The organism is Sphingobacterium bovisgrunnientis (assembly GCF_009829085.1).
Taxonomy (GTDB): domain Bacteria; phylum Bacteroidota; class Bacteroidia; order Sphingobacteriales; family Sphingobacteriaceae; genus Sphingobacterium; species Sphingobacterium bovisgrunnientis.
Window position 1 is genome coordinate 14,812 of the sequence record NZ_WUQY01000003.1, and the last position, 21,779, is coordinate 36,590.

Genomic DNA, 21,779 nt, shown 5'->3' on the forward strand with positions numbered 1-21,779 from the left:
CCACGGATATTCTACCAAAACATTAAGGAGTATTAAGTAAATAGCTGACAATCCTAGTATAAAAACAATAATTGCCAAAACATTAGTGATAGTAATATTTGCTCTCATAAGTTGAAGTTTTAATTGGTGCAAAAATAGATTTTCGCTGTTAGTTAGAGATTAACAAACAATAAATTAAAAAGTTTCTGTAGTTAAAAATTTACTCAACCATTTTCGAATTATGACACCAACCGAGCAGGCAAACCAAATAATAGCATTCCTCAGTGAGTTTGATTTAACAACTGAGGAAAAGCTAGAAGTAATCGCTCTTGCAAAAAGGAAATTAGAAGCGATGAAGCAAGAAGAAGAATTAAACAAACCTTGTAAACAGATAAAAATGTTTGAATGATGAAGCACATAATATGTTATTCTGGAGGTCATAGCTCCGCACTAGTAGCGATTGAAGTTGTTAGAAAATATGGCAAAGAAAACGTCATTCTATTGAACCATAATATCAATCCAAGATATGAGGTTGAAGATATTAAGAGATTTAAACGCGAGGTCGCTGATTATTTAGGATTACCAATTACTTACGCAAACTATGAAGGCATTGATGATGAAAAAGAAATACCCAGTCAGTTTGAAATTGCTATCCGTAAAAAAGGCTTTAAAGGTACTAATAGTCCAGAATTTTGCACATATGAGCTTAAAACAAAGCCATTCTACGATTACTTAGCTAAGAATTTCCCTAATAAAGATTGCATTGTTTACTATGGATTTGATGATAACGAGCTTCACCGAGTAGAGCGGAGAAAATCAATACTTAATGACATTGAAATTATGTCTGATTATCCTCTAGCTGTATGGGGAAGCTATCTATACTCATTGCTGGTTGAATACTTTACAAGTCAAGGAAAACAATTTTCTACAATTGCAATGGTAGAAAAATACAGAGATACATCTAACGATATAAGGACTATTGAAAGCACTCTGGAAATTGGAATACTACCACCAAACACTTATAGTATTTGGAAGCACGCGAATTGCTTAGGATGCCTAAAAGCTGGAAAACAACATTGGTATTGTGTTTACGTTCATGCTGGACATATTTTCGAAGAAGCTAAAGAAACAGAAGCAATTATTGGTCACGCAATTATTGCCAAAGGTGTATGGTTAAAGGATTTAGAAAAAGATTTCGAGTTAATGTATAAAGCAGGCGTTCCAGCTAATGAGAATATACCTTTTGGTAAATTCTGGAAGTCAGCGAAAAAATACACAAAACAAATGAATCAAGACCTATTCCCTTGCGAATGCTGGTCTGCTTAAACAATAGAACATGAAACATGCAGATGAAATAATAATAGAACTGGTAGAGCATTTGATGCACATCCAAGAGGAAATAAAACCACTTTTAAGAACAGAGGAGGGCACGCTGACTACAAGTAATTATGAAATGCACGATACTATTGCAAGAGTTTATTTAAGAATAGATAAGGTATTAAAAGAAGCAAGAAAATGACCGACTCAATCCACATAGTAGAACTAATAGACGGCTACGGCTTCATCATTGAAGAAGTAGCCTTTGCTAAAAGAATGGATGCAATAGAAGTAGAAAGGATATACAGCTCTATTACTACGTTTCTCAATGTGTATGATAGGATAAATAATGAGCTGGTGGTATTGCCTTCAATTAATAATGAAATGAGTGATAATCGATAATATCACAGTATTTAATGATATGAGCCGATTAGGTTAGTTAATTGGCTCATTAAATAAAACAATCATATTTCTTCCAAAATTTTTCCAATTTCATCAATTGAAGATTGATTAGGTAGATAATCTGCTCCATTAACTATAGACCAATCTCCTCCTAATCTTTGGAATTTTGTCTTACCATGCGAGTCAAAGGCTACCTCAAACTGCAAAGGATTATCTGATGTCTTAACAACATCATATTCAGCACCATTATACAATATATTACTCATAATTAAATATAGAGTTATTTTATGAAACTTAATAAAAATCAGCGTAATATCCTAAAAGAAAAATATCAAGGTCGTTGCGCTTATTGTGGCGACCTTCTTGGAGATCGTTGGCACGCTGATCGTATTGAGGGTTTTTTAAGTAAATTTAATTTACTAAATTCAAAAAAGGATTTTCTTATATAACAATTAATGGAAAAAGATATTTTATCAATTATAAAAGAATTAGGAGAGGTTGGAATTGACCAGCTCATTGAACAAAGTATAGTTAGGGATATTCCTATTGTATCAACATTATTTTCCATATCTAATATAATCAATAGTATTTCAGATAAAATGCTCTCATTAAAAATTAGAGCATTCTTATCAGAATTAAATAATATTGATAAAAGTAAAATCTCAGAATTTGTCAGGGTTAACGCATAATAGCGATAAAAATTCGTAGCTGTATTCACATTTTGTTGGCTTCTTGTTGAAAAGAAATGGTTCGATAGCCTCTATTGAAGGAGTATCTTTCTGGCATGAAAACCGAAAAAACTTCCCTTCATCGTTATTTTGAGAATATTCCCGATTATCGTATGGCTCGCAATAAAAAACACGGTTTGAGTGACGTGATTATCCTTTCCATCCTTGCTGTGATTTGCGGTGCGGAATCATGGAATTCGATCGAAGAGTTTGGTAAAACGAAGATAGGCTTTCTTCGCACATTCTTGAAATTGCCAAACGGGATACCCTCTCACGATACGATTAATCGAGTCTTTTCCAATCTCCGTCCCAAAATTTTTGAGGAACTCTTTGTGAAATGGGTCGAAGAAATAAAGGATGACAGAATAAAAAAGGAGGTGATTAGTATTGACGGGAAGTGTATCAGAGGCTCCAAAGACAGCTTTCGTGGCCAAAGCCCTATTCACATGGTAAGCGCCTGGGCTGCTGATAATGAACTGGTTCTGGGTCAAATCAAGGTCGATGAGAAAAGTAATGAGATTACCGCAATTCCACAGCTTTTGAGGTTGCTGGATATTGAAGGCAGTATAATCACCATCGATGCAATCGGCACACAGACTGATATTGCAGAAAAGATTATAGAAGACAAAGCTGATTATATTCTTGCGGTAAAAGGTAACCAACATGATTTATTGGATCAGATCCAAGGACGATTTTCCCAGCAGTCGCCTTGCTGTAGTGATACGATTATGGAGAAAGGACATGGTCGGATCGAAACCAGAACGTGCGAGGTAATTACCAAATTGGACTTCGTAGATGACCGTATTTTCTGGAAAGGACTAAAGTCGATAGTCAAAATAACTTCAAGTCGCCAGATTAATCAAAAGATAACGAAGGAAGTTCGTTATTATATTAGCAGCTTGGACGCCAGTTCAACGGAGTTCAATAAATTTATACGACAACATTGGGGCATAGAAAATAAACTACATTGGAGCCTGGACATGGTATTTGACGAGGATAGGCAACGAAAAAGAAGTAAGAATGCTGCCAATAACTTCTCCTATATCCGAAAAATAGCCCTTAATACCCTAAAAAAGGATAGATCTAAGGGGTCACTGGTAACAAAAAGGCTAAAGGCAGGATGGGATAATAAATTCCTCCTAACTCTGGTAAACCTAATTTAAATGCGTTGACCCTGCAGAATTTGTAACAAAAACACAAAATGATAAAAAATTTAATTACAGAGTCTCTAAACAACTTGTTTTTATCTTAGATAAAGCAGATGATGAGTATAAATCTAAATTAATAGGCAAGTTATTTATATCATTCATATTAGGAGAAATTGATGAATTTGACTTCAATAGTGCTACAAAAGGTATAAATCAAATTCCTAAAATGGATATAGATTACTTTCTAGGATCACCATCTTTCGAGTTATTTGATGGCGGGCCATTACTAGCGGTAGGATTTGTTGGTATGGAATTGGTAAATGAGGATATTTACCATAATGGTAAATCTAATTCATATTTAAATATTTATATTACTCCACTTGGTGAAAAAATTCGAATTATACTAAAAACCTAAATTTAAATAAAACTACTATCCCTCATGCCCCAGTTGCAATATCTTAAAGAGCTCTATGTTTTTAGAATCTTTCCGCAAAATCATAGGAGGATTCATTACCTCATTGAATAGAGATAGCACCCAATACAAATTTGCAAAGCGTTACGGATTACTAGAAGAAAAAGAGATTGAAGTTAGGTTTTGGTTTGAAACTGTTTAGTATATTTGGATATGAATCTAAAAATTGTCCGCAAAATAATTATAGCAATAGCAATAATTTGTATACTGATAGGTTTTTACAATTTGCTTTTTGTTGGTAAAGAATCAAAGGGTATATATGGATTTATTGTTACATTATTAGTTTTAATTTGCATAATTATATTAAATATAATTGAGAGAAGAATAAAAAATAGATGATATTTAGACATTTCAAGCCTAACCTAACCGTTAGGCTTTTGTCTTGAAAAATGAGCAGTCTATCTAACTTACATCGGTCTTTTTGAAAAAGATTTCGAATTTGATATTACAATTTTTCATTACCTCTTCGGCGTCTTTTTTTAAACTAGATAGATCATTGCTTGATGAATTGATTTTTTCGTCCCTCATATTTTCAAGCTTTTCTAAGGTTAAATCCATTTCTCCTTTCCATCCTTGTAGATCTTCCAAACCTTCAGGCCAGTATTCTAATATCGTATCTCGGTAGTTTTTAAAGCTAATATACAGGTCTCCCCCTGTTATTGCTTTCTTAACATTAGTGGTTAATTCGTCAAGTTTTGCAATTATATCATTTTTAGTTTCCATAGCATAAAGATTAAAATAATGTGATTTTTAAGTACTGAATAAACTGGGAAGATTAGTTGAACTGCAGCAATTCGTCATCACTTCCTTTAAGTAAATGCTCTAAATCTGATACTCCTGTATTCAGCATCCTTACTTGAAAACAATATTCAAGTTGTTTAGTTTTGTCTATATGAAAGAATGGATAGATAAAATACTAGTAGTGCTCAACGAGTGTAAAGATCCAATCAAAAACTTACAAGCTCGTCATCTGCGTGATGATGCTTTGGATGCTCTTAGCCTTGAAGTAAAACATCTTTCACGCAAAGAATTCGAATCCTACGCTGCTAATGATAAAGAGCTTCACGATCTATCTTGGTTTTATACTAGATTTGTCCATAATAAATATTTGACATCTGGATCTGGAAGAAGCCTACCCGATAATGAGTAGGCTAAAGTTTATTCGATTAAAAATAGGGGTGTGATTTTAAGACTTCAATAAGGAAAAGTCTACCCATTACAGATAGACTCTTCCAATTACTTTATTCGATTTATCCTATAATTGAAACAAAAAATTAAAGAAAAGGTTTTTAACAACACTCTGTAATAAAATAATCTATTTAACGTTTATATATCACATAGGTGATTTTTCATAAATTAATAAAGGATAACCTACTCATTTATTTGGGTAGGTTTTTATATTTTAGATACATGAAAATTAAAGAGAAATATATAATAATTGGCGCGGTTATAATCTTTATTGCTGCATGTTATTTCTTTGGTTATAATATTGGAAAGTTTATAGCTCAAAGTACGAAATAAAGCCTTCCACGTCCCAGTTGGCAGGCTCAATCTTCGATCAATTATGTATTGATGAATTACAAACCAAAATAATAACCAGAAAAATTTAATTTGGTTGATGAGAGATATTAATTATTTAAAGACATTTTATACTGATCAAATATTTCTCTTGATATTTCTTTTTCGTTCAGAAAATATTTTAAAAAATAATTTAAGTTGTTTTTTGCGGCATTAATATACACGACAGATTTTATTACACTTTTATCTTGGAGCAAATACTTTTGGGATGATATCCCTTTACCATCATAGTCTTTATTATTATTTATTTCCATAACTAAGTTTAATTATATGATGTAACTGAATCTATAATAAATACGTTGAATTCACGAGTTTATTGCAACGACCTGAAATTAAAACATTTATATTAAAATAAAATGAACTAAATAATAAACTATTGGTTCTCATAGTACGTATATATCAAAATATAATACGATCTCCAACGAGCCCGCTTGTAATAAGTGGGCTTATTTATTTTAAAAAAGGGTATGCTAAAACTTATTCGATTAAAATATGAGTGTAATCTTATGACTTAGTTTAATTTGAGTAAAGCCTGCCCTTAGGGATAGGCAGGCTAAACATTTAACTTTATTTTGCTGTACTAAAACCTAATCTATAACACTTGTGATTTAATATTGTTTTATGAAATAATAATTCACTAGAATTATGTGAATTCAGTTCGTTATATTTGATTAACCAATATTAATAATGATGGACATTAATAATCTTTTTGACCTAAACAACCCAGAGGATCAATTTCGCTTAGCAACTTACTGTTTAATGGTAGCAATAGTTATTATACTTTATATTTGGCGTAAAAGATTGGAGAGAGACAAATTAAATCAGGATTTAATAGATGTTCGAAAAAGAGTAATAGAAAGACTAAAACAGAATGAATAGGTTTAATCCACATTTAATATTGCTTCTTCTATATTATTTAACGCTATAAACAATTCACCTAAGCCAAAATCATTACAAGCTTCTATATCCATATTCCAATGAACATCAGGATAATGAAAATATGTAAATTCACAAATGGCGTCACTCTCATTTAAAATCCTTGGAAAAATCATTTTATAATCAAGATCATTATCCATATTTAAAATATCATTATACAGAATAGTTAACCTTTCTTTTATCTGTACTAATTCTGATTTTGTATATTTTGATGTTTTGGCTTCCATAATTCATGGTAGGTTATAATCAAAGGTATTAATTTGACAGTCAACAACAAAAAAAGATATTTTATAACAGAAAGCCTAGATGATTAGTCTAGGCTTTTATTACTCCTTTGATGATTTCTAAGTGCTCTTCTAGCTTTATTCATAGCTGAATCAGCTTCAGAATAATTTTTCGAAGATTTTTTATCTAATGATTTTTTAATTGGATTTTCAATTTTTGGCTTCGTATTTAATGTAAGAGTTTGAGCAATATTATTTTTAAAATTTAACGCTATTGAAATATAAAATATCAATGCCAGGATAAATAACTTAAAATTATTATTCTTTTCAAGCTCTTCAGTTATAACATTTATTACAGGCGCTCCTAAAGCACTTAAATTCTCTATAAATTCTTTTTTCGAATGATCATGATCTTTAGTTATACTTGCAATATTTAATAGTGATAATAACTGTTCTTTAGATAAGCTTTTTAATCCATTAATTAATGTCGCATTACCTTTATTATCAAATTGGAATTCACCTGATAAATCATTTTTTGTCCTGCATCGTGGACAAGAAATTATGTTACCTGACATTTTTACGATCATATTTTGAGCCGAAATGCCTGAATTAAAGACAAATCTACATCGCGGATTGGAGCACATCATCAACATTATAATTCTTTTTTATTTAATTTATCCTTTAAAATCTGATCCTCAAAAAATTGCACCTTTTTATACCACAACCTTCCAAAAACAACTAGCGAAATAGAGGAAATTAATATTAGAATTCCATATATTATTTTGGATATTGAAAGGCTTTCTAGTTTTCCATTATATTCTTCAACGTGCTTTTTATTGATGTTTTTTTCAACATCTAATTTTGATTTTTCGTTTTCAAGGTTTTCTAGCTGAGTTGTTAATCTGATTGTAGTTAAACTATCGATATTTGAATTGGATATTTCTGCGATTAGATTTGCCTTTGTTGTTATAGACTCATATTTTACATCTAACTCTACAGTTTTTAAATCAATTTGAAAGCTATAATCCTTCTGTTTCTCAATTTTATTATTAAGTATATTAATGAAAAAAACCAACAAAACTAGACTCCCTACGAATCCAAACTTGTATAAATTATCAGTAGGAAGACTTGAAAACATATCGTTTAGGTTATTAATTGTAGTAAGTCTACGTATTTTCATATAAATTTCCAAATTCTTTTTTAATACTTAAATCCAAAATATAAACCTATCCCCAAAACTACTATCAATACTCCTACAGCTCCCCAAACAAAAGCTTTTCCACTTGGCTCAGATTGTGTAGCAACATCCTTATCATATTGCTTATCTTTAGTTTTAACCCTCTCCTCCGCAATTTCACCATACTTAATATTTGAATCAACAAATCGAGCAATACTATCTTTCCTTGATTTCTCAGCCAGAGCAAGTCCGTCAATTTCTGCTTCATCAGCTGTAAATGATCCATCAGCATTAAACTTTACGCCCTTAGCTTTAACTTTATAGCCATTAACTACAAACTCACTTGTAAGACTTGTATTTACTTCAGCTGTTTTACTCTTATCTGAATAATCTAGCTCCAATTTTGATTGTACATCAGAAGTTTGCTCCGATTTCGAAATATCAACCTGCTTAGTCTTTTTACGGAATAATCCGCACCCACTAATTAAGGTGCAGATTATCGTTAATAGTATCAGTTTTTTCATTTGCTTCAATTGTTAGTCTGAGTAGCTTACATTCTTCTTTCAATCCTTCGAGTTCGATCTTTTGGGCTTCGAATAGATTTCTAAATTGTTCCAATTCTTCACGTATGGCTTTAAGTGCTTTTTTACAGGCGTTCTCTTCTTCCAGAGCAATACGAAGTTTTTCCTTTAGTTGCTCGATAATACCGTCTGATGCTTCAAGCTGCTTTTCTAAACGTTCGGTTATACCTTCCGACATTTCAAGAACCTTTTTGGCATTTTCAACGATTCCGCCATCATTCTCAATTTTCTCTTTTGGCCGTGAACGAATCCAAACCCAAATAGCAGTGATTAAACCGATCCCCGCCCCCCACAGGTTCGGTAATACATGTTCTTGTATAAAGTTTTCCATCAATTTTACTTTACTAAGCATTTAAATTTTGCCCATGGAAATTGCTTTCCTGGATCTCCTTTTCTCCCTGGTGCGATATCACTGTGACCAACAATTTCCTGAATTGGATAAGCTCCGCAAATTGACAAACACACTTCCATTGCTTTCACAATTTGGATATCCGTGTATTCTTGACTTCCTGTGTTTTGAAGCTCAATACCAATAGAATGATCATTTAGGTTTTTGTAACCTTTCCATTCCGATTTACCTGCATGCCACGCTTTCACATTGAATTCAACAAGCTGAGTAACCACTCCTTCACGCGAAATATGAATATGTGCTGATACTTGGCTTGTTGGATTGGTCATCCAATTAATGGCACTAGTTGAATTGGATGCTGCATCGTAATGCATCACAATGAATATTGGCTTAATTATTCCCCCTTTGTTTGGTGTAGGCTTAAAAGCAACACCTTCTAATCTGTTTTTAATTACTTTCATGATGATTATTCTTTATGACCAACTTATTTATGGCATTGAATCAATTTGAATTTGTGGAGTCCCACTTCCGCATGTGTTACCGCCAGATTCAATTGTATCCCACTGAATATTATTTATTGTTAGGTTTTTAATTACTCCAACTTCACCTCCCGAATTGATATAGTAGAGTTGAATATTAAGATTAAAAACAATTTTTCTGTCGTCTTCATAGGTGCTCCTACCGCTCATTACGTCACCCAATCTATAATACCACCCAGATGCAATTGGAGTAAGACCATTATTTGCTGTAACATACATAGTATCTTCATGTGTACTTACTCGCTTCCACACTGATCCTGAATCAGCACTTAAACCTAGGTATAGGTAAAACTGTGTATATTCGTAATACCCACACCACATGGACCTTGGAGTATATATACTTGATGATGGGTTTAGGGCAAACAGTACATTAATTAAATCGGCATTTGATGCAGAAGCACCTAAAGATGATGATATCAGCCTATGTCCAGAAATCTGAAAATATTGAACAGTATCTGCTCCAGAGTTATATTGTAAACCACCATTCTGAGTATAGGAGTCAACAACGTATAATATTGGAGAACCTACTTCATCCTTGAAAACAACTTTAGCATGCCCGTCTACAGTTCTATTTATACCATTAACTTTTATGACTACACCAGTTACTATACCTTCATACATAGAAATTCTTCCACTTTGATGATATTGGCGTATAGCATCTGCTTTATAATAATTCTCATTAGATGTAGGATTGGTTGCGTCGATAGGTAAAACATTAATTGTAGTTCGTGCACCAATGTTATTCGTTTGAAAATGTTTAGCGAATAAATTTTCAACTATAATGGCTGCAGCCCTTACAGATTCTGCTTCTAGCATTGCTCCGTTGATTGTTACTTTGCCTGGCACTTTCCAACCGTAAAAGATATCCCTTACTTCTTCAAACTCCGTTGGATCAGAACCAATTACTTTAGTGATCACCATTTCCTTTTGTATAGGGTTATTTAGTGATTCAGCATAAATCAATACTTTGATAACACAAGTACTAGCAGAAATTGTAGCAAGCTTAAATGAATTATTATTAACACGTAAGGCAGTTCCTCCCGTCACTAAATCAACATTATATCTAAACTGACCTATTCCGGGTGTAGCATTTGCAGCAACTGGAGTAAGTACTATTGACCCTCTACGAACCGTTATAGAACATACCGCTGTGTCAATTGAAGCCTGGCTAACCGAACCATCATGATTTGCAGGAAGCGTATGCGCTTCATTAGATAAAGTTATTGATAAACCATCTTTACCAGGTAAACCATCATTCCCATTTTTAGTAACTGAAAAAGGAACATTGACATAAGACTCATACGGATCACCCGTTGCTTTGAAATGAATTTGTAGATTGCCAGTCAATGCACTTACAGTTGTTATCGTAGCCTCATTGGTAGCATGACTTGCAGTACACCCTGTAGCCACAATTGATGTGATGGTAACAGGAATATTTACTCCAGCTTTACTCAATAAAACGCGAGTTTTTGCTCCAGTTAGAATTGGATTAGAACCATCCGCATTAGCAGGTATAACAATATTAGAAGGTGTACAGTTAATCGTATATCCATCATCTACAATAGAAATTGTGATTTGAGCTTTTCCAATGAACTTAACCAAGAAAAATGGTATAGTAAACAATCTAAAGTTTACTCCAGATTGCGCATATAAATCAACTGATCCATTATTGGCTGATACTCCTGTAATCGTAGCGACATTTGCTGATCTAGTAACTGTACAATTCGTACCAATTGCATTTGTAAAACCAGTCGCTAGTGGCGTTTCAACTCCTGAATCATCATCAACTTCATAGCACTGAACAGAGACTTTCGCATTTGACAAATCAGGCACATCATTGTTAGTTAGAATGTAAATAGGATTAGCGGACACCTTCCAAATAATTGACATCTTAAACCTCCTCTTGCTTTAATTCACGACTGATTAAAGAGAATTGCTGAAGGTGGATAGGTTCAGTATAACTGATCTCGATATTACCATTTACGTCGACTTTTACGTAATCTTCTGGTGCTGGTTGCCATGCTGTTATAGTACTTTTATTTTCAAATTTAAGTCTCCACCAAATAAGGTCTAATACATCAGCAACATTAGTTACTCTTGCTTGAAATTGTAAAGATGTTGATCCATTTCCTGAAATATCTAAAAATTCTATTTTTTTAGCTTCACCAGGAGCTAATGTAGTTGATGACGCACCTAAGTTACTATGGATAGCTATGTTTGACGCGCCGTTATTACGGAACCATCCGCTTAAGCTGGATTTAGTATTTAATGCTGGTATAGTTAAACTTTGAACGAGACGTATAACATCTGTACCTCCACTAGTTACTATTCTGCTTGCATCTTTTGCCCCCCATTCAGGCACTTCAATATTAGAATATCTTGTAACACTTGAGCCCGCAAAGCCAGTAAAAAGAGTAGATGAATTACTGTTTTTTAACAAATTTTTCCCTGAAATAGATAGCTTATCCATTCCATTACCCATCCATGTAGCTGGCCATTCTGCCGTTTTAACATTAATAGAGTTTTTATTAAAAACAGCAGTTGGACGTTTACTTAGTACTTTATCAGCTAAACGTGTTGCAATAGCGGTGGTTGTAGGAATATATGAAGTAGCAACTGGACCTTCTTCGAGTTGAATGTCAGCGATAAATAAATCTGGAAGATTTTCAGAAACAATTGTTTTGTAAAAATGAAGAATATCATTATTTGAACCTGCTGGAACAGTAAAAGATTTAGTTATTCTTTGCCAGTTAGTTGTTATAGGATGAGTCGTGTTATTATAACTACTAGCACTAGCGAAGTTCCTAAGTTGTAATGTAAAAGCCGTAGCTGCTTTAATCCAAAAAGAGTATGTATACATTTTATTAGGACTAAGAACTATAGAAGCCAAACGTAAAGAGGGACTAGTCCCATTAATTTTAACACAAGATAATCCAGACTCTGTTACATTACTGCATCTTACTCTGTCCTCAAATAGAAATGCTCCGAATGTCCCATAATTCCCCATACCACTCCATAACACCAAATTAGATGAAGCTGGCTCAATCAATAACCCCTTAGAAATACCAGCATCAAAATTGATTCGCGGTACATTAGCAGCAGCCAATTGCATAACACCACTCGCATCGAAATATGTTCCTGATGATCCGCGCTGAAATTCAAACTCTTCTAAAGTTTTACTATCACCATTCATAGCATATACGACACCAGCTTTATTTGCACTTGGTGTAAGAGCTAGTGAAGCATTGTTCTTAACAACTGTCGGATAAGCATTTAATTCAGCATTCACATGAGAATCAGTATAAGAGGCTCCTTGAGCTGTCAAATCAGCATAATATAAAGCTGTATTTAATGTTGTTGTTGGCACATCAATCTCCTTGAGACGATTACCAACTAACTTTCTGGTTTTATTTGATGTTACGATTCCAGCCATTATAGTAATGTATAATTCGGTGTGTTCGGTTCAGGTAGAATCTGAACTGCTGACTTTACCGACTTTGTGAAAAAATCCATGTTGTTTTGCCCTTTTAGATACACATTGAAGAACTCACCTTCTTGCCATTCGACAAGTTCTTCTTCTTCCTCCGTGCCTTCGTTTATTACCTTTGTTGATTGAGGAATTTTACCAATCCAGTGAAGAATCCAACCATTTCCACTATCGTAGAATGTTGGTGTATCTAATGGAAGCCCCAACTCATTGAGTAAGGCTTCCTTATTTGTTGTTTTGAAATATAATTGATCCATTATACTGACATTAGGGTACACACAAAAGTTGCTTTGTTGGTCACATCAGCTGGTAATATTGTGATTGATTTTCCAGTTCTGCTAAAAGCAACATCTGCATCACCGTTCTGATCATATTTAGCCCATGTGTAGGTATATTCAGTACCCGCAACATCAATTAATTCTCCACCACGTCGAACATCTACAGTTAATTGAATTGTCCCTGATCCATTTTTAATTATATCACCATCGGGTGACCATATTTTAAGGTCAATAGGATCAGACATATCATTCAATGTCTCAACTGCCTGAGCCGTTTGCCCAGAAGTAGACGCCCCAGTAGAATTATCCTTCGCAAGACATTTAAATACTTCAAGATTTAATACTGCAGCATTTGGAATAACAAGAGTCTTGGCATTGAATCCTGTAATACCATTGAAATAGGGATCAGATGAAATCTTTGCCCAACCTGCTCCAAATGTTGTATCATAGTGAGGTGAAGTCACAGCAGCTCCCGAAGCTACTGCAGCAGTTAGATTGCTTGTAAGTGTAACTACTTTAGAAGTAGAGTTTACGCTCAATGCTGTGTAAGTTACTCCAGCTGCTCTAATTTGCGAGCCTGCTTGAACATTAGCGACATTGGCAAGGGTAATCGTATTTTGTCCAATATTTGCAGCTGCTGTAGCAGTTGTTGGAGCAAATACTTTCATGTCGCGTTTACCCCAATTGTATTGCACATTGTTCACTAATACCTCAGATGCTCTATATAAATCACATGTAAGGGTTAATGAAGCTATTTGATCGTTTTGAAAGATTGTACCTTGATCAGCTGTGATTACAGCAAGCAATCCCGATCCAGCATTCTGTACCGTATTGAAAGAAATAACTGCAGAAAATGGCGTTTCCATTCCGTTATTCGGATCAACAAAGATTGCTGAAAAAGTATATTTTACGTTACCTGAACCTGTAACATCATTTTTCTTTACTGTCAGCGTGTAAGGAGCTGCCGCGCTTATTACATAATCAGCTGTATTGGTAAGAAGAACATTATCTCTACGCCATTGCGCTGAGCCTGGTTTAATTCTTCCTGCTACCGATGCACTATCTCCTGGAATACCTGAGATAAATAATTGAGGTGTCAACACCAAAAATGGGGATGCTGCCCAGCTTGGTAAATAACTGTTGTTATCCTGTGAATAAATTTGTGTCAACGGCTGATTTGAGCCGATGAATGCTTGAAACGATACTGCATCGTTTTGGTCGATAATGGTGATCTGACCTTTTGCTTTAATTACTGCCATTGTATAATTGTTTTTAAAGATTAATTGTTACTTCACATTCGAAAACTGCTTTTTTATACACATCAGTTTCGTCAATGTGTACTTCCTTTTTATCCTTACCTTCATGGAAATTCCAAAGCTCATCAGCATTACGATCGTTTGAGATTCTATACCACTGGAAAGCATTTTCAGGTAATTGATCGTTGATCATTTCACCGCCCCAATAAGCATAGGCTCTGAGCGTGGTATCGATATTCCCATTCATGAAAATGTCGCCATAGTCCGAGATCACAACCACTTTCAATTCTCCCACACCACTGTAAACTTTAATGATCGTCATCTGATCATATTTGTCTCCAACGCTGTAACGAATTAGGACAGAATCCAGACCGTGCCAAATAGCTGATTGATGATGAAGAGTGAATGTTAGCGTATTAAATGTTCCTGGAATATCAACCCAAGCATTGTTATAGAAATATTGCCATTTACGCTCTTCAGGCTTACCAACGAAATTGTACTCAGCTGCTGTAAGAGTAATGGATTCTTTATCTACTACTTTGGTGATATCGTCGGAGTACGTAAATACCTGATCGCCTGTTAAGGTGATAAACTGTGCATTCGTCCGTTTTGCAATTAGCTTGTTTTGCTCATTTTGAGTGCGCTCAACGTTGCCCAAAGTGATTTTATTGACCGCTACATCACGAATGATCTTTTCAGCTAAAGTGTAGCTTACAACATCAGCAATCTTTGCTGTGACTTTACTTGGATTCGCAATAGGATAGCTTAGTTCCGTAATTCTTAAGAAGCGATTAACATTAAGTTTAGTCGATACAACATGAATCCAGGTACCAACATTAAGCGCGCCAACTAAACCACGTCTTCGTAGCTCCAATTCATCTAATTCAAGTTCAAATCCAACAGAAGGATGGGAATGCTTTTCAGCATATTCTATCGTCTTTTCAGCAACTTTATTTTCAGCTGCTGTGACATACGATTCAGGCATAATAATGCCAACAAGCTTATATTTATCGCCAGCCTTAGGAGAGAATGTTTCATTCGGTAAAAAGTATCCCTCTGTCTCCTCAAGTCGATTGATTCGCATGGCTTTGGTAGCATGATCATAAGAAGCTATTTCAAACTCTTGACCACCAAGTTCACCCGACATAAATACAATCTTTGCGCCTTCAATCTGCTGATCGTTTAAATCGAAATCTAAGCTTGAATCAGTTAGTGTAAGGAAATCAGCGGATACAGATGTCAATGTTCCTATTCTTGTAGGTACCACGTCCTCGAAATAGATATTCTGAACAATAAGACCGTATAGATTAACATTACGCTCCACATAATTTCCTGTCATCACAAGGTTTTTTCTTCCTTCTTTATAATCTAAAGGAAGATTCTCTGATCCTCCAAATCCATAGAAGCGAGTTGCAAACGGACTGTCTGGTACCGAAACCTCAGTTAGTGTATAAAGTCCATTACCTTTACCTTGAGAAAAAGTAATACCTTCTAATCTATTACCAACGGATTTACCTACGTATAGTACATGGCCATCGAAGTTGTATTCTAATCCAAATAACTCACATACTTGAGTAACCGCTTGTCTGCACGTCACATTATCGAAGTAAATATGAAGAGGTTCGATATCTACAGGCTCGTCGATTTCCAGTACAAAGCCATCATCAATAACCGACATGCAATCAATAACTAATGCAAGAATTTCACTAGGTGTACCGAAATAATCAAATTTGGATTCTCCCAAATGAGACAATGGCATATCATGCATACGGTATTCAGGAGATTTGAAAACGATATCATAATCAAAGCTTCTTTTACCATACTCTTTACGCGACGGCATTTCATTTCCTTTGATGCTGTATTTTTTGCCGTTATGGATAATGTAGTCATATGGCAAAAAATCGATTATCTCAGGATTGGAAAAGCTAACGCGAATGCGATCGTCACCCATGAAATATGATTCACGGATAGTATCATCACCGATGTTAACCTCCACCATTTCTGTATTATCTCTATATATTTTAAGTTTTGCCATTTATACTATTGCGAATGTATCTGTAGGGTAATCGTCTGTTAATTGAATGGTGATGTAGCATCCAACTTTATTATTTCCGTTAATTCGTGTAAGGTTTTGAAAAGAGCTCATATCAGCATATCGGACCTTAAATCTTCTCGCCATTTTCAAGAAATCAAGATTGAATTCTTTAGCGTTTAGAAGAAAATTTCTAAGTGCGTTATATCTGCTGTAAAATTGGACCTCGTTATCTGCCTCCAAATAAATTGGAAGATTATAAGTCTGTCTTTCGAATACTGGCTCTTCGTCTGGATCTGTTTCAATACCATCTTCATCACCCCAGTTGTATTCATAACCAGCTTTACGTTTTGGGGCTTTTAAAAGTTCAGCATATGTTCCTGGTCTAAAACTGATACCGTAAGTAGTGTAAGCATCTTGGCCATTAATCTTTGCGAATCCTATCATAATCCCATCCCTTCTGCTGATCTGCCTGTTTTTGAAGTGTTTTTAACAATAGTATCTAAGTGCTTTACTGCAACATCTAATCTTTGAACTGTATTGGCTGTATTCACCTGAATAGCGTTCAATGCGATAAGCTTTTCGTTGGCAATTGCAAGAATATTTACATTTGTTGCAGACTGAGCTTGTATTGCAACTAATTGTTGTTTCCAGATATCATACCCTGCTCTGAATATTCCTACAATTTCACCACCTGTTTTTTCGGTGATTTCTCTTTTAAACTTGCCTCCTATGGTAGTGTCAGATGAAGAGTCAGCTGGTGACCCTATAACATCCATAATAGCTTTGTATCTGGCATTTTGAGCCTCAGCAATTGATTGATACTGTTGTTTTAAGAGATCCGCTTCATCCTGAGTGAGGTTTTCATCTTCTGTAGCTGCAAGTAAATTGTCATACCATCTCTGCATATCAGCTGAGAATTTCTCATCCTGAATCATACGCAAAACCGCTTTTTGCATATGCTTATAAAATGATTTTGAAATATCTTCGAAAGTCAAATCAGCCATTGAAGCAAGATTTTCAAATTCACCTCGTAAATCATCTAATGAAACTCCTGTTAATGCTTCTTGAATTGCTTTTTTAAGATCTTCAGTTTCTCCTTTAGCGTCAATAACACTTTGAGCATATGTTCGTACTTCCTCAGGTAATTTCGCCCATAGTTCTGGTTGTTTTCTAAGTAGGTTTTCCCATTCAGAACCACTCATATTGAGTAACTTTTGTCTACTTAAGACATTACCTAATTCCTTATCATAGTTATACCAATTGGAATGACTTTTCCAACTAGCACCTTGCGCGAACCAAGCCTCTAAACTTTTACGGTTTGCAACTTGCTTTGAACCGATTAAGTCTAATGCATCTCTATAAGCTTTTAATGCTCCTTTACCATTCTTTTCCTCGAATAGTTGCTTTTGCTTTTCAATCAGAACATCGAATGTATCGGAAAGAACATTGTAGTATTCCTGTTCTTTTTTAAGTTCTTCATTACGTCGTTTTGCTGCACCATCAATAAAGCTGAATACAGCTTGCATAGCAACTAATGCAGCCTGAATAATGGCTAATACTACACTTGCCTTCTCTGCGCTTTTAATAGCTGTTGCAACAGCTGTGGCTGTCATGGCAACTCCCGACAATACCGACATAGCTTTTTTTCCTGTTTCCCCTAATGCGTCACCTAAAAACTCAGCGGAGTTAATAGCGTTTTCGATGAATGCAAAACTTTTATTTGTTGCTTTAGAAAGATTGGTCCAATGTTGACGTATCTCTTCAGCACTTTCTGTACTATCATCAGATGCTCCTTTGAAAATTCCCTTTAGAGCTACACCTACAGCTTTGAAAGGATTAGTGTCAATGATAATATCTTTCGCTTCTTGAAGCTTTTTGCGAGTGGCCGCAAGATCAATAGGGTCAAAATTTACTGACAGATCATCGAATTGCTTTTCGATTTCTGCAATAAGCGTTTCAATTTGCTTAACCGTTTTGTTATCTAAATCTGAAAACAAAGATGCCCATGCATCAGATTCTTGTAGCTGTGTAACTGCTAATTGTGATTTCTCTTTATTTTCTTTACGAGTTAATTCCTTATCTTCTTCAGGAGTTATGGCTTTACCAAGTGAAACACGAGCATCTTGATATTTTTTTTCGATTTTTAATCTTTCAGCATTGAAATCTTGAGCTAACTGCAAAGCTTCAGCTATTCTATTTCTTTCGTTAGCTACTCTTTTATCATTAACATCCTTTTCTAAAGCATCAATACCGTCACTAACTTCTTTTTGAGCTTGTGTTAAAGCTCCGCTGACTCCATCAAAAGAGTTGGATGCTAAATCTCCTAAAGAAGCAAATTGAATTTTTGCAGCTCTTAACCTATCTATAAATCCATTAATTAATGGTAAATCATCTTTAAATCTTTTATCAGCTTCTTCTTTTGAGGTGGATTCTAAATAACTGTAATACTCATCGTAAATTTTACGTTGTTCATTTAATTGTTTAAGAAGATCATTGCCCTCCTGACGTGTTTTGGCCTCGCTAATTTCAAAATCTTGCGCTTGCTTTAACTTTCCTTCATCGACTTTCAAGCCTTTATTCTTGGGATCAGCATAAAATTTGCGTATCTCCTCACTCATTTTAGCGTATTTGTCCTTAATTGAAGCTATTTCTTCCTCATTACGACTAAGTTGATTACGTGTAGACTGATTTGCTAATGTATCAATATCACCCTGAAGTTTACGTTCACGTTCTAAGGCTTGTCTGGCTTGTTCTAATTTGCGTTCTTGTTCTCTTTGAGCTGCATCTGCTTTTTTGCTCGACTTACCATTGATTGCTTCTATTTGTTTTTGATAACCAGCAATTTCTTTTCGAAGTTTAGCCTGTTCGTTTTTGTCAACACTTGTTTTAAGAGCTGTTTGCGCACCTGATAGTTTTTCCTCTAATTCTTCTAAATTGAAAATCCCTTGTTTTTGTCTATTCTGTTTATCTAATTCCGCGTTAGCACCTTTAAATTTCAGTAAAGTAGCCTCTAAAGCATTAAGTTTCTCTAAGCTTTTATCAAGGCCTTTTTGCTGAGATAAGGTAGAAACAAAAGCAGCATCTACTTTTCCATATCTTTTAATTGACTCCTGTTCAATGCTTTTTGCAATGGATTGAGAACGTTTTTTTTCAAAATCTAATTCGGATTGAATTTGATTAATTACCTTTTTTTGCTGTTCTGAGTTTCTGTTATCAAAACCTTCATATGCTTTGTTTAAGGCAATAACATGTTTCTCTATACCTTCGGGAGAAGCTCCGCCAGCACCTGTGTAAAACCAGGCACGCATAGCGTCTGATATCTTCTTTTTAACATTTTCCCATCTTGCAGCTAACCTGTCTGTCTTGTCAGAAAGCATATCAATAACCTGACCTCCTCTAGAAAGATCTTTATCCATAATATTGGATACTGCTTTCATAAAATTGCCAGTTTTTTCAATTTCTTCTGAAAGCTCTATAGTAGAGATACCAAGATTATCTAAAATAAGCTTTGATTGACGCCCTAAGCCGTTAACAAATGATTCTGTAAGGTAATCAATGCTTTGACCAGTTTCATTTGCTCTACGACGTGCAAACTCTAATCCTTTAGCTAAAACATCCATTGGTATACGGAACTTATCAGCACGAACCGCTTGAGTCATTAAATCAAGATCGGATACAGTGCCTTTTGTTGCGACACGGAGTCTATCTAAAGCAGTTGGATCACCAATTCTAGCAAATGCTAATTCCACACCCTCAGCACGCTGAGCAATGCTAAATAACTCTTTACCGAAAGAAACTAATTGCTGAGTACCAAAGGCGATTCCCATTACTCCGGCTATTCCTTGTATAGATGAGAAAAGAGCGCCTACACCGTCACTTTTAGTACCAGATAAGGACGTATTAAGTTTGTTTACCTCTTTGGTTAAATCTTGATACTCCTTACGGATTTTTCCACCAACATTGATATTATTCCTTTGAGCTTCTGAAAGTTGATCGTAACGCTGTTTTAATTGAGTTAGTTTTGCTGTTTTCTCAGCAATAGAACCGATAGCTTTACGCTCTGCAGCGTCTATTTGAGAAATCTCTTTACGAGTTTCAGCAATACGAGTTTTAATCGCTCCTTGTTGAACCCCTAAATCACGACTAGCTTGAAGATATTGGTTTAGTGTTATATCACCTCGTTTGTATGCTTCATCTAGTTCTTTTTGAGCAGAAACAAGTTTTCTGTTTTCTTCCCGGAGGCCAACAAGGTTATTTGTTAATTTCTGTGCTTCTGGACTGATCGATTGAAATGCACTGGAAGCTTCGCTAATAAGCTCTTTATATTCAGATGATACAGCATCTAAAACAGTTTTTTGTTTTGATATTTCCTCGGTAGGAGCGAAGCCTTTACCAATATTTTGATTAAAATGCTCTTGATTTAATTGTGCTTCCTTTAGCTTATTATTTATATCAGCAGTACTCTTAGCGTATTGATCATTAGTAATAGCTCCTGATTTCAAATTTGCATCTAACTCAAGAAGTTCAGCGTTTAATTTATCAATACTCTGTTGAGTCGCTCGAGCAAATGCTTCAGTGGCCGATAGGTTAGGGGATGCTGATAAATTTCCATGAGCAGATCCTAATTCGTTTAACGTGTCTTGACGTGTGAATTTAGGCTTTGTGCTGGCCACTGAATTATATTGTTGAAGTTGAGCTTTATTATCTTTCAATTGAGCACTTAAACGCTCCCTAACTTGAGCTAATTGTGCACTTTTTTGAATATATTCTTCGTCGGTAATTAGTCCACGACGCATTTCAGCATTAAGATAATTTTGCTCAACATTAACTTTACGTAATGCTAATTCTGATTTAGCTATGGCTGAATAGAAACGATCATTGGAGGTGACAAAATCATTGAATGACTGTGTTACATCAGTTAGAATAGATTTGTATTGACCAGAAGATTGATTAACAGCTTTGGCGGCATTATTACTCACACCTTTAGTATTGATGTTCTGAACTTTTTTCAAAAATTCATCCATCTTCATTTCAGCGTCCTTACTTTCAAAAACTGCTGTAAATTTTAAAGGTTTTCCTTCTAGTTCCGTTGCCATTTAATTCACTTTCTTCTTAAATCTCGATGCTAAATCTTTACCTGATACCTCTTTAGGAGCCTCTACTTTATTGCCTTTTTCGTCATATTCTGGAATGCTAGCATTTAGCATGATCAAATTTTGGTATGAGATATTCCAGAGGCATTGATCGTATGTTAATCGCCAATACTTCATAGCATTGCCTATTATCTCCCAAT

The 21,779-nt window shown here is 34.8% G+C and carries 27 protein-coding genes; 10 read left to right on the forward strand and 17 right to left on the reverse strand.

Going from position 1 to position 21,779, the window contains the following annotated elements; translation table 11 throughout:
- The first annotated feature begins 220 nt into the window (after positions 1-220).
- Genes GOQ16_RS02395 through GOQ16_RS02410 form a run of 4 tightly spaced genes read left to right on the forward strand, consistent with a single transcriptional unit; the run spans position 221 to position 1,698 of the window.
- Positions 221-388 carry a hypothetical protein gene (locus tag GOQ16_RS02395; protein WP_160067543.1) on the forward strand — a complete coding sequence of 56 codons (168 nt, stop codon included), beginning with the start codon at positions 221-223 and terminating at the stop codon, positions 386-388.
- On the forward strand, positions 385-1,305 hold the full coding sequence (locus GOQ16_RS02400) for an adenine nucleotide alpha hydrolase family protein (RefSeq protein ID WP_160067545.1): 921 nt from the start codon (positions 385-387) through the stop codon (positions 1,303-1,305). Before GOQ16_RS02395 ends, GOQ16_RS02400 begins: the two co-directional genes overlap by 4 nt.
- A 10-nt stretch (positions 1,306-1,315) precedes the next feature.
- Positions 1,316-1,498: a hypothetical protein gene (locus tag GOQ16_RS02405; RefSeq protein WP_160067547.1), complete on the forward strand. Its 183-nt coding sequence runs from the start codon at positions 1,316-1,318 to the stop codon at positions 1,496-1,498.
- Positions 1,495-1,698: a hypothetical protein gene (locus GOQ16_RS02410; RefSeq protein WP_160067549.1), complete on the forward strand. Its 204-nt coding sequence runs from the start codon at positions 1,495-1,497 to the stop codon at positions 1,696-1,698. Before GOQ16_RS02405 ends, GOQ16_RS02410 begins: the two co-directional genes overlap by 4 nt.
- 62 nt (positions 1,699-1,760) lie before the next feature.
- On the opposite strand, the gene GOQ16_RS02415 is transcribed toward GOQ16_RS02410, so the two are convergent.
- Complete coding sequence (locus GOQ16_RS02415; protein WP_160067551.1) at positions 1,761-1,964, reverse strand: hypothetical protein; 204 nt, start codon at positions 1,962-1,964, stop codon at positions 1,761-1,763.
- A 21-nt stretch (positions 1,965-1,985) separates the two neighbouring features.
- Here GOQ16_RS02415 and GOQ16_RS17515 point away from each other — a divergent pair, with 21 nt between their 5' ends.
- The 5 genes from GOQ16_RS17515 (at position 1,986) to GOQ16_RS02435 (ending at position 4,188) form a co-directional block, all read left to right on the forward strand.
- Positions 1,986-2,147 carry a hypothetical protein gene (locus GOQ16_RS17515; protein ID WP_192922498.1) on the forward strand — a complete coding sequence of 54 codons (162 nt, stop codon included), beginning with the start codon at positions 1,986-1,988 and terminating at the stop codon, positions 2,145-2,147.
- Between the two features lie 6 nt (positions 2,148-2,153).
- Positions 2,154-2,387 (forward strand): hypothetical protein, encoded by a 234-nt coding sequence (locus GOQ16_RS02420; RefSeq protein ID WP_160067553.1) that lies wholly within the window; start codon positions 2,154-2,156, stop codon positions 2,385-2,387.
- 95 nt (positions 2,388-2,482) lie between these two features.
- Positions 2,483-3,589, forward strand: a complete 1,107-nt coding sequence (locus GOQ16_RS02425; protein WP_160067555.1) for an ISAs1 family transposase — start codon at positions 2,483-2,485, stop codon at positions 3,587-3,589.
- Positions 3,590-3,800: 211 nt separating this feature from the next.
- A complete protein-coding gene (locus GOQ16_RS02430) occupies positions 3,801-3,989 on the forward strand; it encodes a hypothetical protein (protein WP_160067557.1) in 189 nt (62 codons plus the stop codon).
- A gap of 55 nt (positions 3,990-4,044) precedes the next feature.
- Complete coding sequence (locus GOQ16_RS02435) at positions 4,045-4,188, forward strand: hypothetical protein (RefSeq protein WP_160067559.1); 144 nt, start codon at positions 4,045-4,047, stop codon at positions 4,186-4,188.
- Between the two features lie 260 nt (positions 4,189-4,448).
- On the opposite strand, the gene GOQ16_RS02440 is transcribed toward GOQ16_RS02435, so the two are convergent.
- A complete protein-coding gene (locus GOQ16_RS02440; protein ID WP_160067561.1) occupies positions 4,449-4,769 on the reverse strand; it encodes a hypothetical protein in 321 nt (106 codons plus the stop codon).
- 133 nt (positions 4,770-4,902) lie between these two features.
- On the opposite strand from GOQ16_RS02440, the gene GOQ16_RS02445 reads away from it, so the two are divergent.
- Entirely contained in the window at positions 4,903-5,196 is a 294-nt protein-coding gene (locus GOQ16_RS02445) for a hypothetical protein (protein ID WP_160067563.1), read from the forward strand.
- A gap of 478 nt (positions 5,197-5,674) precedes the next feature.
- On the opposite strand, the gene GOQ16_RS02450 is transcribed toward GOQ16_RS02445, so the two are convergent.
- From GOQ16_RS02450 to GOQ16_RS02520, 15 genes are all read right to left on the reverse strand, one after another.
- Positions 5,675-5,878: a hypothetical protein gene (locus tag GOQ16_RS02450; RefSeq protein WP_160067565.1), complete on the reverse strand. Its 204-nt coding sequence runs from the start codon at positions 5,876-5,878 to the stop codon at positions 5,675-5,677.
- A gap of 627 nt (positions 5,879-6,505) precedes the next feature.
- Entirely contained in the window at positions 6,506-6,787 is a 282-nt protein-coding gene (locus GOQ16_RS02455) for a hypothetical protein (RefSeq protein ID WP_160067567.1), read from the reverse strand.
- 83 nt (positions 6,788-6,870) lie between these two features.
- On the reverse strand, positions 6,871-7,359 hold the full coding sequence (locus GOQ16_RS02460; protein WP_160067569.1) for a hypothetical protein: 489 nt from the start codon (positions 7,357-7,359) through the stop codon (positions 6,871-6,873).
- A 77-nt stretch (positions 7,360-7,436) separates the two neighbouring features.
- Complete coding sequence (locus GOQ16_RS02465) at positions 7,437-7,922, reverse strand: hypothetical protein (RefSeq protein WP_160067571.1); 486 nt, start codon at positions 7,920-7,922, stop codon at positions 7,437-7,439.
- 62 nt (positions 7,923-7,984) lie between these two features.
- Positions 7,985-8,485 (reverse strand): hypothetical protein, encoded by a 501-nt coding sequence (locus GOQ16_RS02470; protein ID WP_160067573.1) that lies wholly within the window; start codon positions 8,483-8,485, stop codon positions 7,985-7,987.
- Positions 8,442-8,873 (reverse strand): hypothetical protein, encoded by a 432-nt coding sequence (locus GOQ16_RS02475; protein WP_160067575.1) that lies wholly within the window; start codon positions 8,871-8,873, stop codon positions 8,442-8,444. Before GOQ16_RS02475 ends, GOQ16_RS02470 begins: the two co-directional genes overlap by 44 nt.
- Before the next feature lie 5 nt (positions 8,874-8,878).
- Positions 8,879-9,352: an N-acetylmuramoyl-L-alanine amidase gene (locus GOQ16_RS02480; RefSeq protein WP_160067577.1), complete on the reverse strand. Its 474-nt coding sequence runs from the start codon at positions 9,350-9,352 to the stop codon at positions 8,879-8,881.
- Positions 9,353-9,379: 27 nt separating this feature from the next.
- Positions 9,380-11,320: a hypothetical protein gene (locus GOQ16_RS02485; RefSeq protein ID WP_160067579.1), complete on the reverse strand. Its 1,941-nt coding sequence runs from the start codon at positions 11,318-11,320 to the stop codon at positions 9,380-9,382.
- Position 11,321: 1 nt separating this feature from the next.
- A complete protein-coding gene (locus GOQ16_RS02490) occupies positions 11,322-12,863 on the reverse strand; it encodes a phage head spike fiber domain-containing protein (protein ID WP_160067581.1) in 1,542 nt (513 codons plus the stop codon).
- On the reverse strand, positions 12,863-13,174 hold the full coding sequence (locus GOQ16_RS02495) for a hypothetical protein (RefSeq protein ID WP_160067583.1): 312 nt from the start codon (positions 13,172-13,174) through the stop codon (positions 12,863-12,865). Before GOQ16_RS02495 ends, GOQ16_RS02490 begins: the two co-directional genes overlap by 1 nt.
- Positions 13,174-14,454 (reverse strand): hypothetical protein, encoded by a 1,281-nt coding sequence (locus GOQ16_RS02500; RefSeq protein WP_160067585.1) that lies wholly within the window; start codon positions 14,452-14,454, stop codon positions 13,174-13,176. The genes GOQ16_RS02495 and GOQ16_RS02500 overlap by 1 nt, the downstream gene beginning before the upstream one ends.
- 13 nt (positions 14,455-14,467) lie before the next feature.
- Positions 14,468-16,486 (reverse strand): hypothetical protein, encoded by a 2,019-nt coding sequence (locus GOQ16_RS02505; protein ID WP_160067587.1) that lies wholly within the window; start codon positions 16,484-16,486, stop codon positions 14,468-14,470.
- Positions 16,487-16,930, reverse strand: coding sequence for a hypothetical protein (locus GOQ16_RS02510; RefSeq protein ID WP_160067589.1), 444 nt, complete (start codon positions 16,928-16,930; stop codon positions 16,487-16,489).
- Positions 16,927-21,582: a coiled-coil domain-containing protein gene (locus tag GOQ16_RS02515; RefSeq protein WP_160067591.1), complete on the reverse strand. Its 4,656-nt coding sequence runs from the start codon at positions 21,580-21,582 to the stop codon at positions 16,927-16,929. The genes GOQ16_RS02510 and GOQ16_RS02515 overlap by 4 nt, the downstream gene beginning before the upstream one ends.
- Entirely contained in the window at positions 21,583-21,756 is a 174-nt protein-coding gene (locus GOQ16_RS02520; protein ID WP_160067593.1) for a hypothetical protein, read from the reverse strand. It abuts the gene before it with no gap.
- Positions 21,757-21,779: the final 23 nt, after the last annotated feature.

Excerpts from the sequence above, each read along its gene's own strand:
- GOQ16_RS02395 (WP_160067543.1), top strand. The coding sequence starts at position 221 with ATGACACCAACCGAGCAGGCAAACCAAATAATAGCATTCCTCAGTGAG.
- GOQ16_RS02400 (WP_160067545.1), top strand. The coding sequence starts at position 385 with ATGATGAAGCACATAATATGTTATTCTGGAGGTCATAGCTCCGCACTA.
- GOQ16_RS02405 (WP_160067547.1), top strand. The coding sequence starts at position 1,316 with ATGAAACATGCAGATGAAATAATAATAGAACTGGTAGAGCATTTGATG.
- GOQ16_RS02410 (WP_160067549.1), top strand. The coding sequence starts at position 1,495 with ATGACCGACTCAATCCACATAGTAGAACTAATAGACGGCTACGGCTTC.
- GOQ16_RS02415 (WP_160067551.1), bottom strand. The coding sequence starts at position 1,964 with ATGAGTAATATATTGTATAATGGTGCTGAATATGATGTTGTTAAGACA.
- GOQ16_RS17515 (WP_192922498.1), top strand. The coding sequence starts at position 1,986 with ATGAAACTTAATAAAAATCAGCGTAATATCCTAAAAGAAAAATATCAA.
- GOQ16_RS02420 (WP_160067553.1), top strand. The coding sequence starts at position 2,154 with ATGGAAAAAGATATTTTATCAATTATAAAAGAATTAGGAGAGGTTGGA.
- GOQ16_RS02425 (WP_160067555.1), top strand. The coding sequence starts at position 2,483 with ATGAAAACCGAAAAAACTTCCCTTCATCGTTATTTTGAGAATATTCCC.
- GOQ16_RS02430 (WP_160067557.1), top strand. The coding sequence starts at position 3,801 with ATGGATATAGATTACTTTCTAGGATCACCATCTTTCGAGTTATTTGAT.
- GOQ16_RS02435 (WP_160067559.1), top strand. The coding sequence starts at position 4,045 with ATGTTTTTAGAATCTTTCCGCAAAATCATAGGAGGATTCATTACCTCA.
- GOQ16_RS02440 (WP_160067561.1), bottom strand. The coding sequence starts at position 4,769 with ATGGAAACTAAAAATGATATAATTGCAAAACTTGACGAATTAACCACT.
- GOQ16_RS02450 (WP_160067565.1), bottom strand. The coding sequence starts at position 5,878 with ATGGAAATAAATAATAATAAAGACTATGATGGTAAAGGGATATCATCC.
- GOQ16_RS02455 (WP_160067567.1), bottom strand. The coding sequence starts at position 6,787 with ATGGAAGCCAAAACATCAAAATATACAAAATCAGAATTAGTACAGATA.
- GOQ16_RS02460 (WP_160067569.1), bottom strand. The coding sequence starts at position 7,359 with ATGTCAGGTAACATAATTTCTTGTCCACGATGCAGGACAAAAAATGAT.
- GOQ16_RS02465 (WP_160067571.1), bottom strand. The coding sequence starts at position 7,922 with ATGTTTTCAAGTCTTCCTACTGATAATTTATACAAGTTTGGATTCGTA.
- GOQ16_RS02470 (WP_160067573.1), bottom strand. The coding sequence starts at position 8,485 with ATGAAAAAACTGATACTATTAACGATAATCTGCACCTTAATTAGTGGG.
- GOQ16_RS02475 (WP_160067575.1), bottom strand. The coding sequence starts at position 8,873 with ATGGAAAACTTTATACAAGAACATGTATTACCGAACCTGTGGGGGGCG.
- GOQ16_RS02480 (WP_160067577.1), bottom strand. The coding sequence starts at position 9,352 with ATGAAAGTAATTAAAAACAGATTAGAAGGTGTTGCTTTTAAGCCTACA.
- GOQ16_RS02485 (WP_160067579.1), bottom strand. The coding sequence starts at position 11,320 with ATGTCAATTATTTGGAAGGTGTCCGCTAATCCTATTTACATTCTAACT.
- GOQ16_RS02490 (WP_160067581.1), bottom strand. The coding sequence starts at position 12,863 with ATGGCTGGAATCGTAACATCAAATAAAACCAGAAAGTTAGTTGGTAAT.
- GOQ16_RS02495 (WP_160067583.1), bottom strand. The coding sequence starts at position 13,174 with ATGGATCAATTATATTTCAAAACAACAAATAAGGAAGCCTTACTCAAT.
- GOQ16_RS02500 (WP_160067585.1), bottom strand. The coding sequence starts at position 14,454 with ATGGCAGTAATTAAAGCAAAAGGTCAGATCACCATTATCGACCAAAAC.
- GOQ16_RS02505 (WP_160067587.1), bottom strand. The coding sequence starts at position 16,486 with ATGGCAAAACTTAAAATATATAGAGATAATACAGAAATGGTGGAGGTT.
- GOQ16_RS02510 (WP_160067589.1), bottom strand. The coding sequence starts at position 16,930 with ATGATAGGATTCGCAAAGATTAATGGCCAAGATGCTTACACTACTTAC.
- GOQ16_RS02515 (WP_160067591.1), bottom strand. The coding sequence starts at position 21,582 with ATGGCAACGGAACTAGAAGGAAAACCTTTAAAATTTACAGCAGTTTTT.
- GOQ16_RS02520 (WP_160067593.1), bottom strand. The coding sequence starts at position 21,756 with ATGAAGTATTGGCGATTAACATACGATCAATGCCTCTGGAATATCTCA.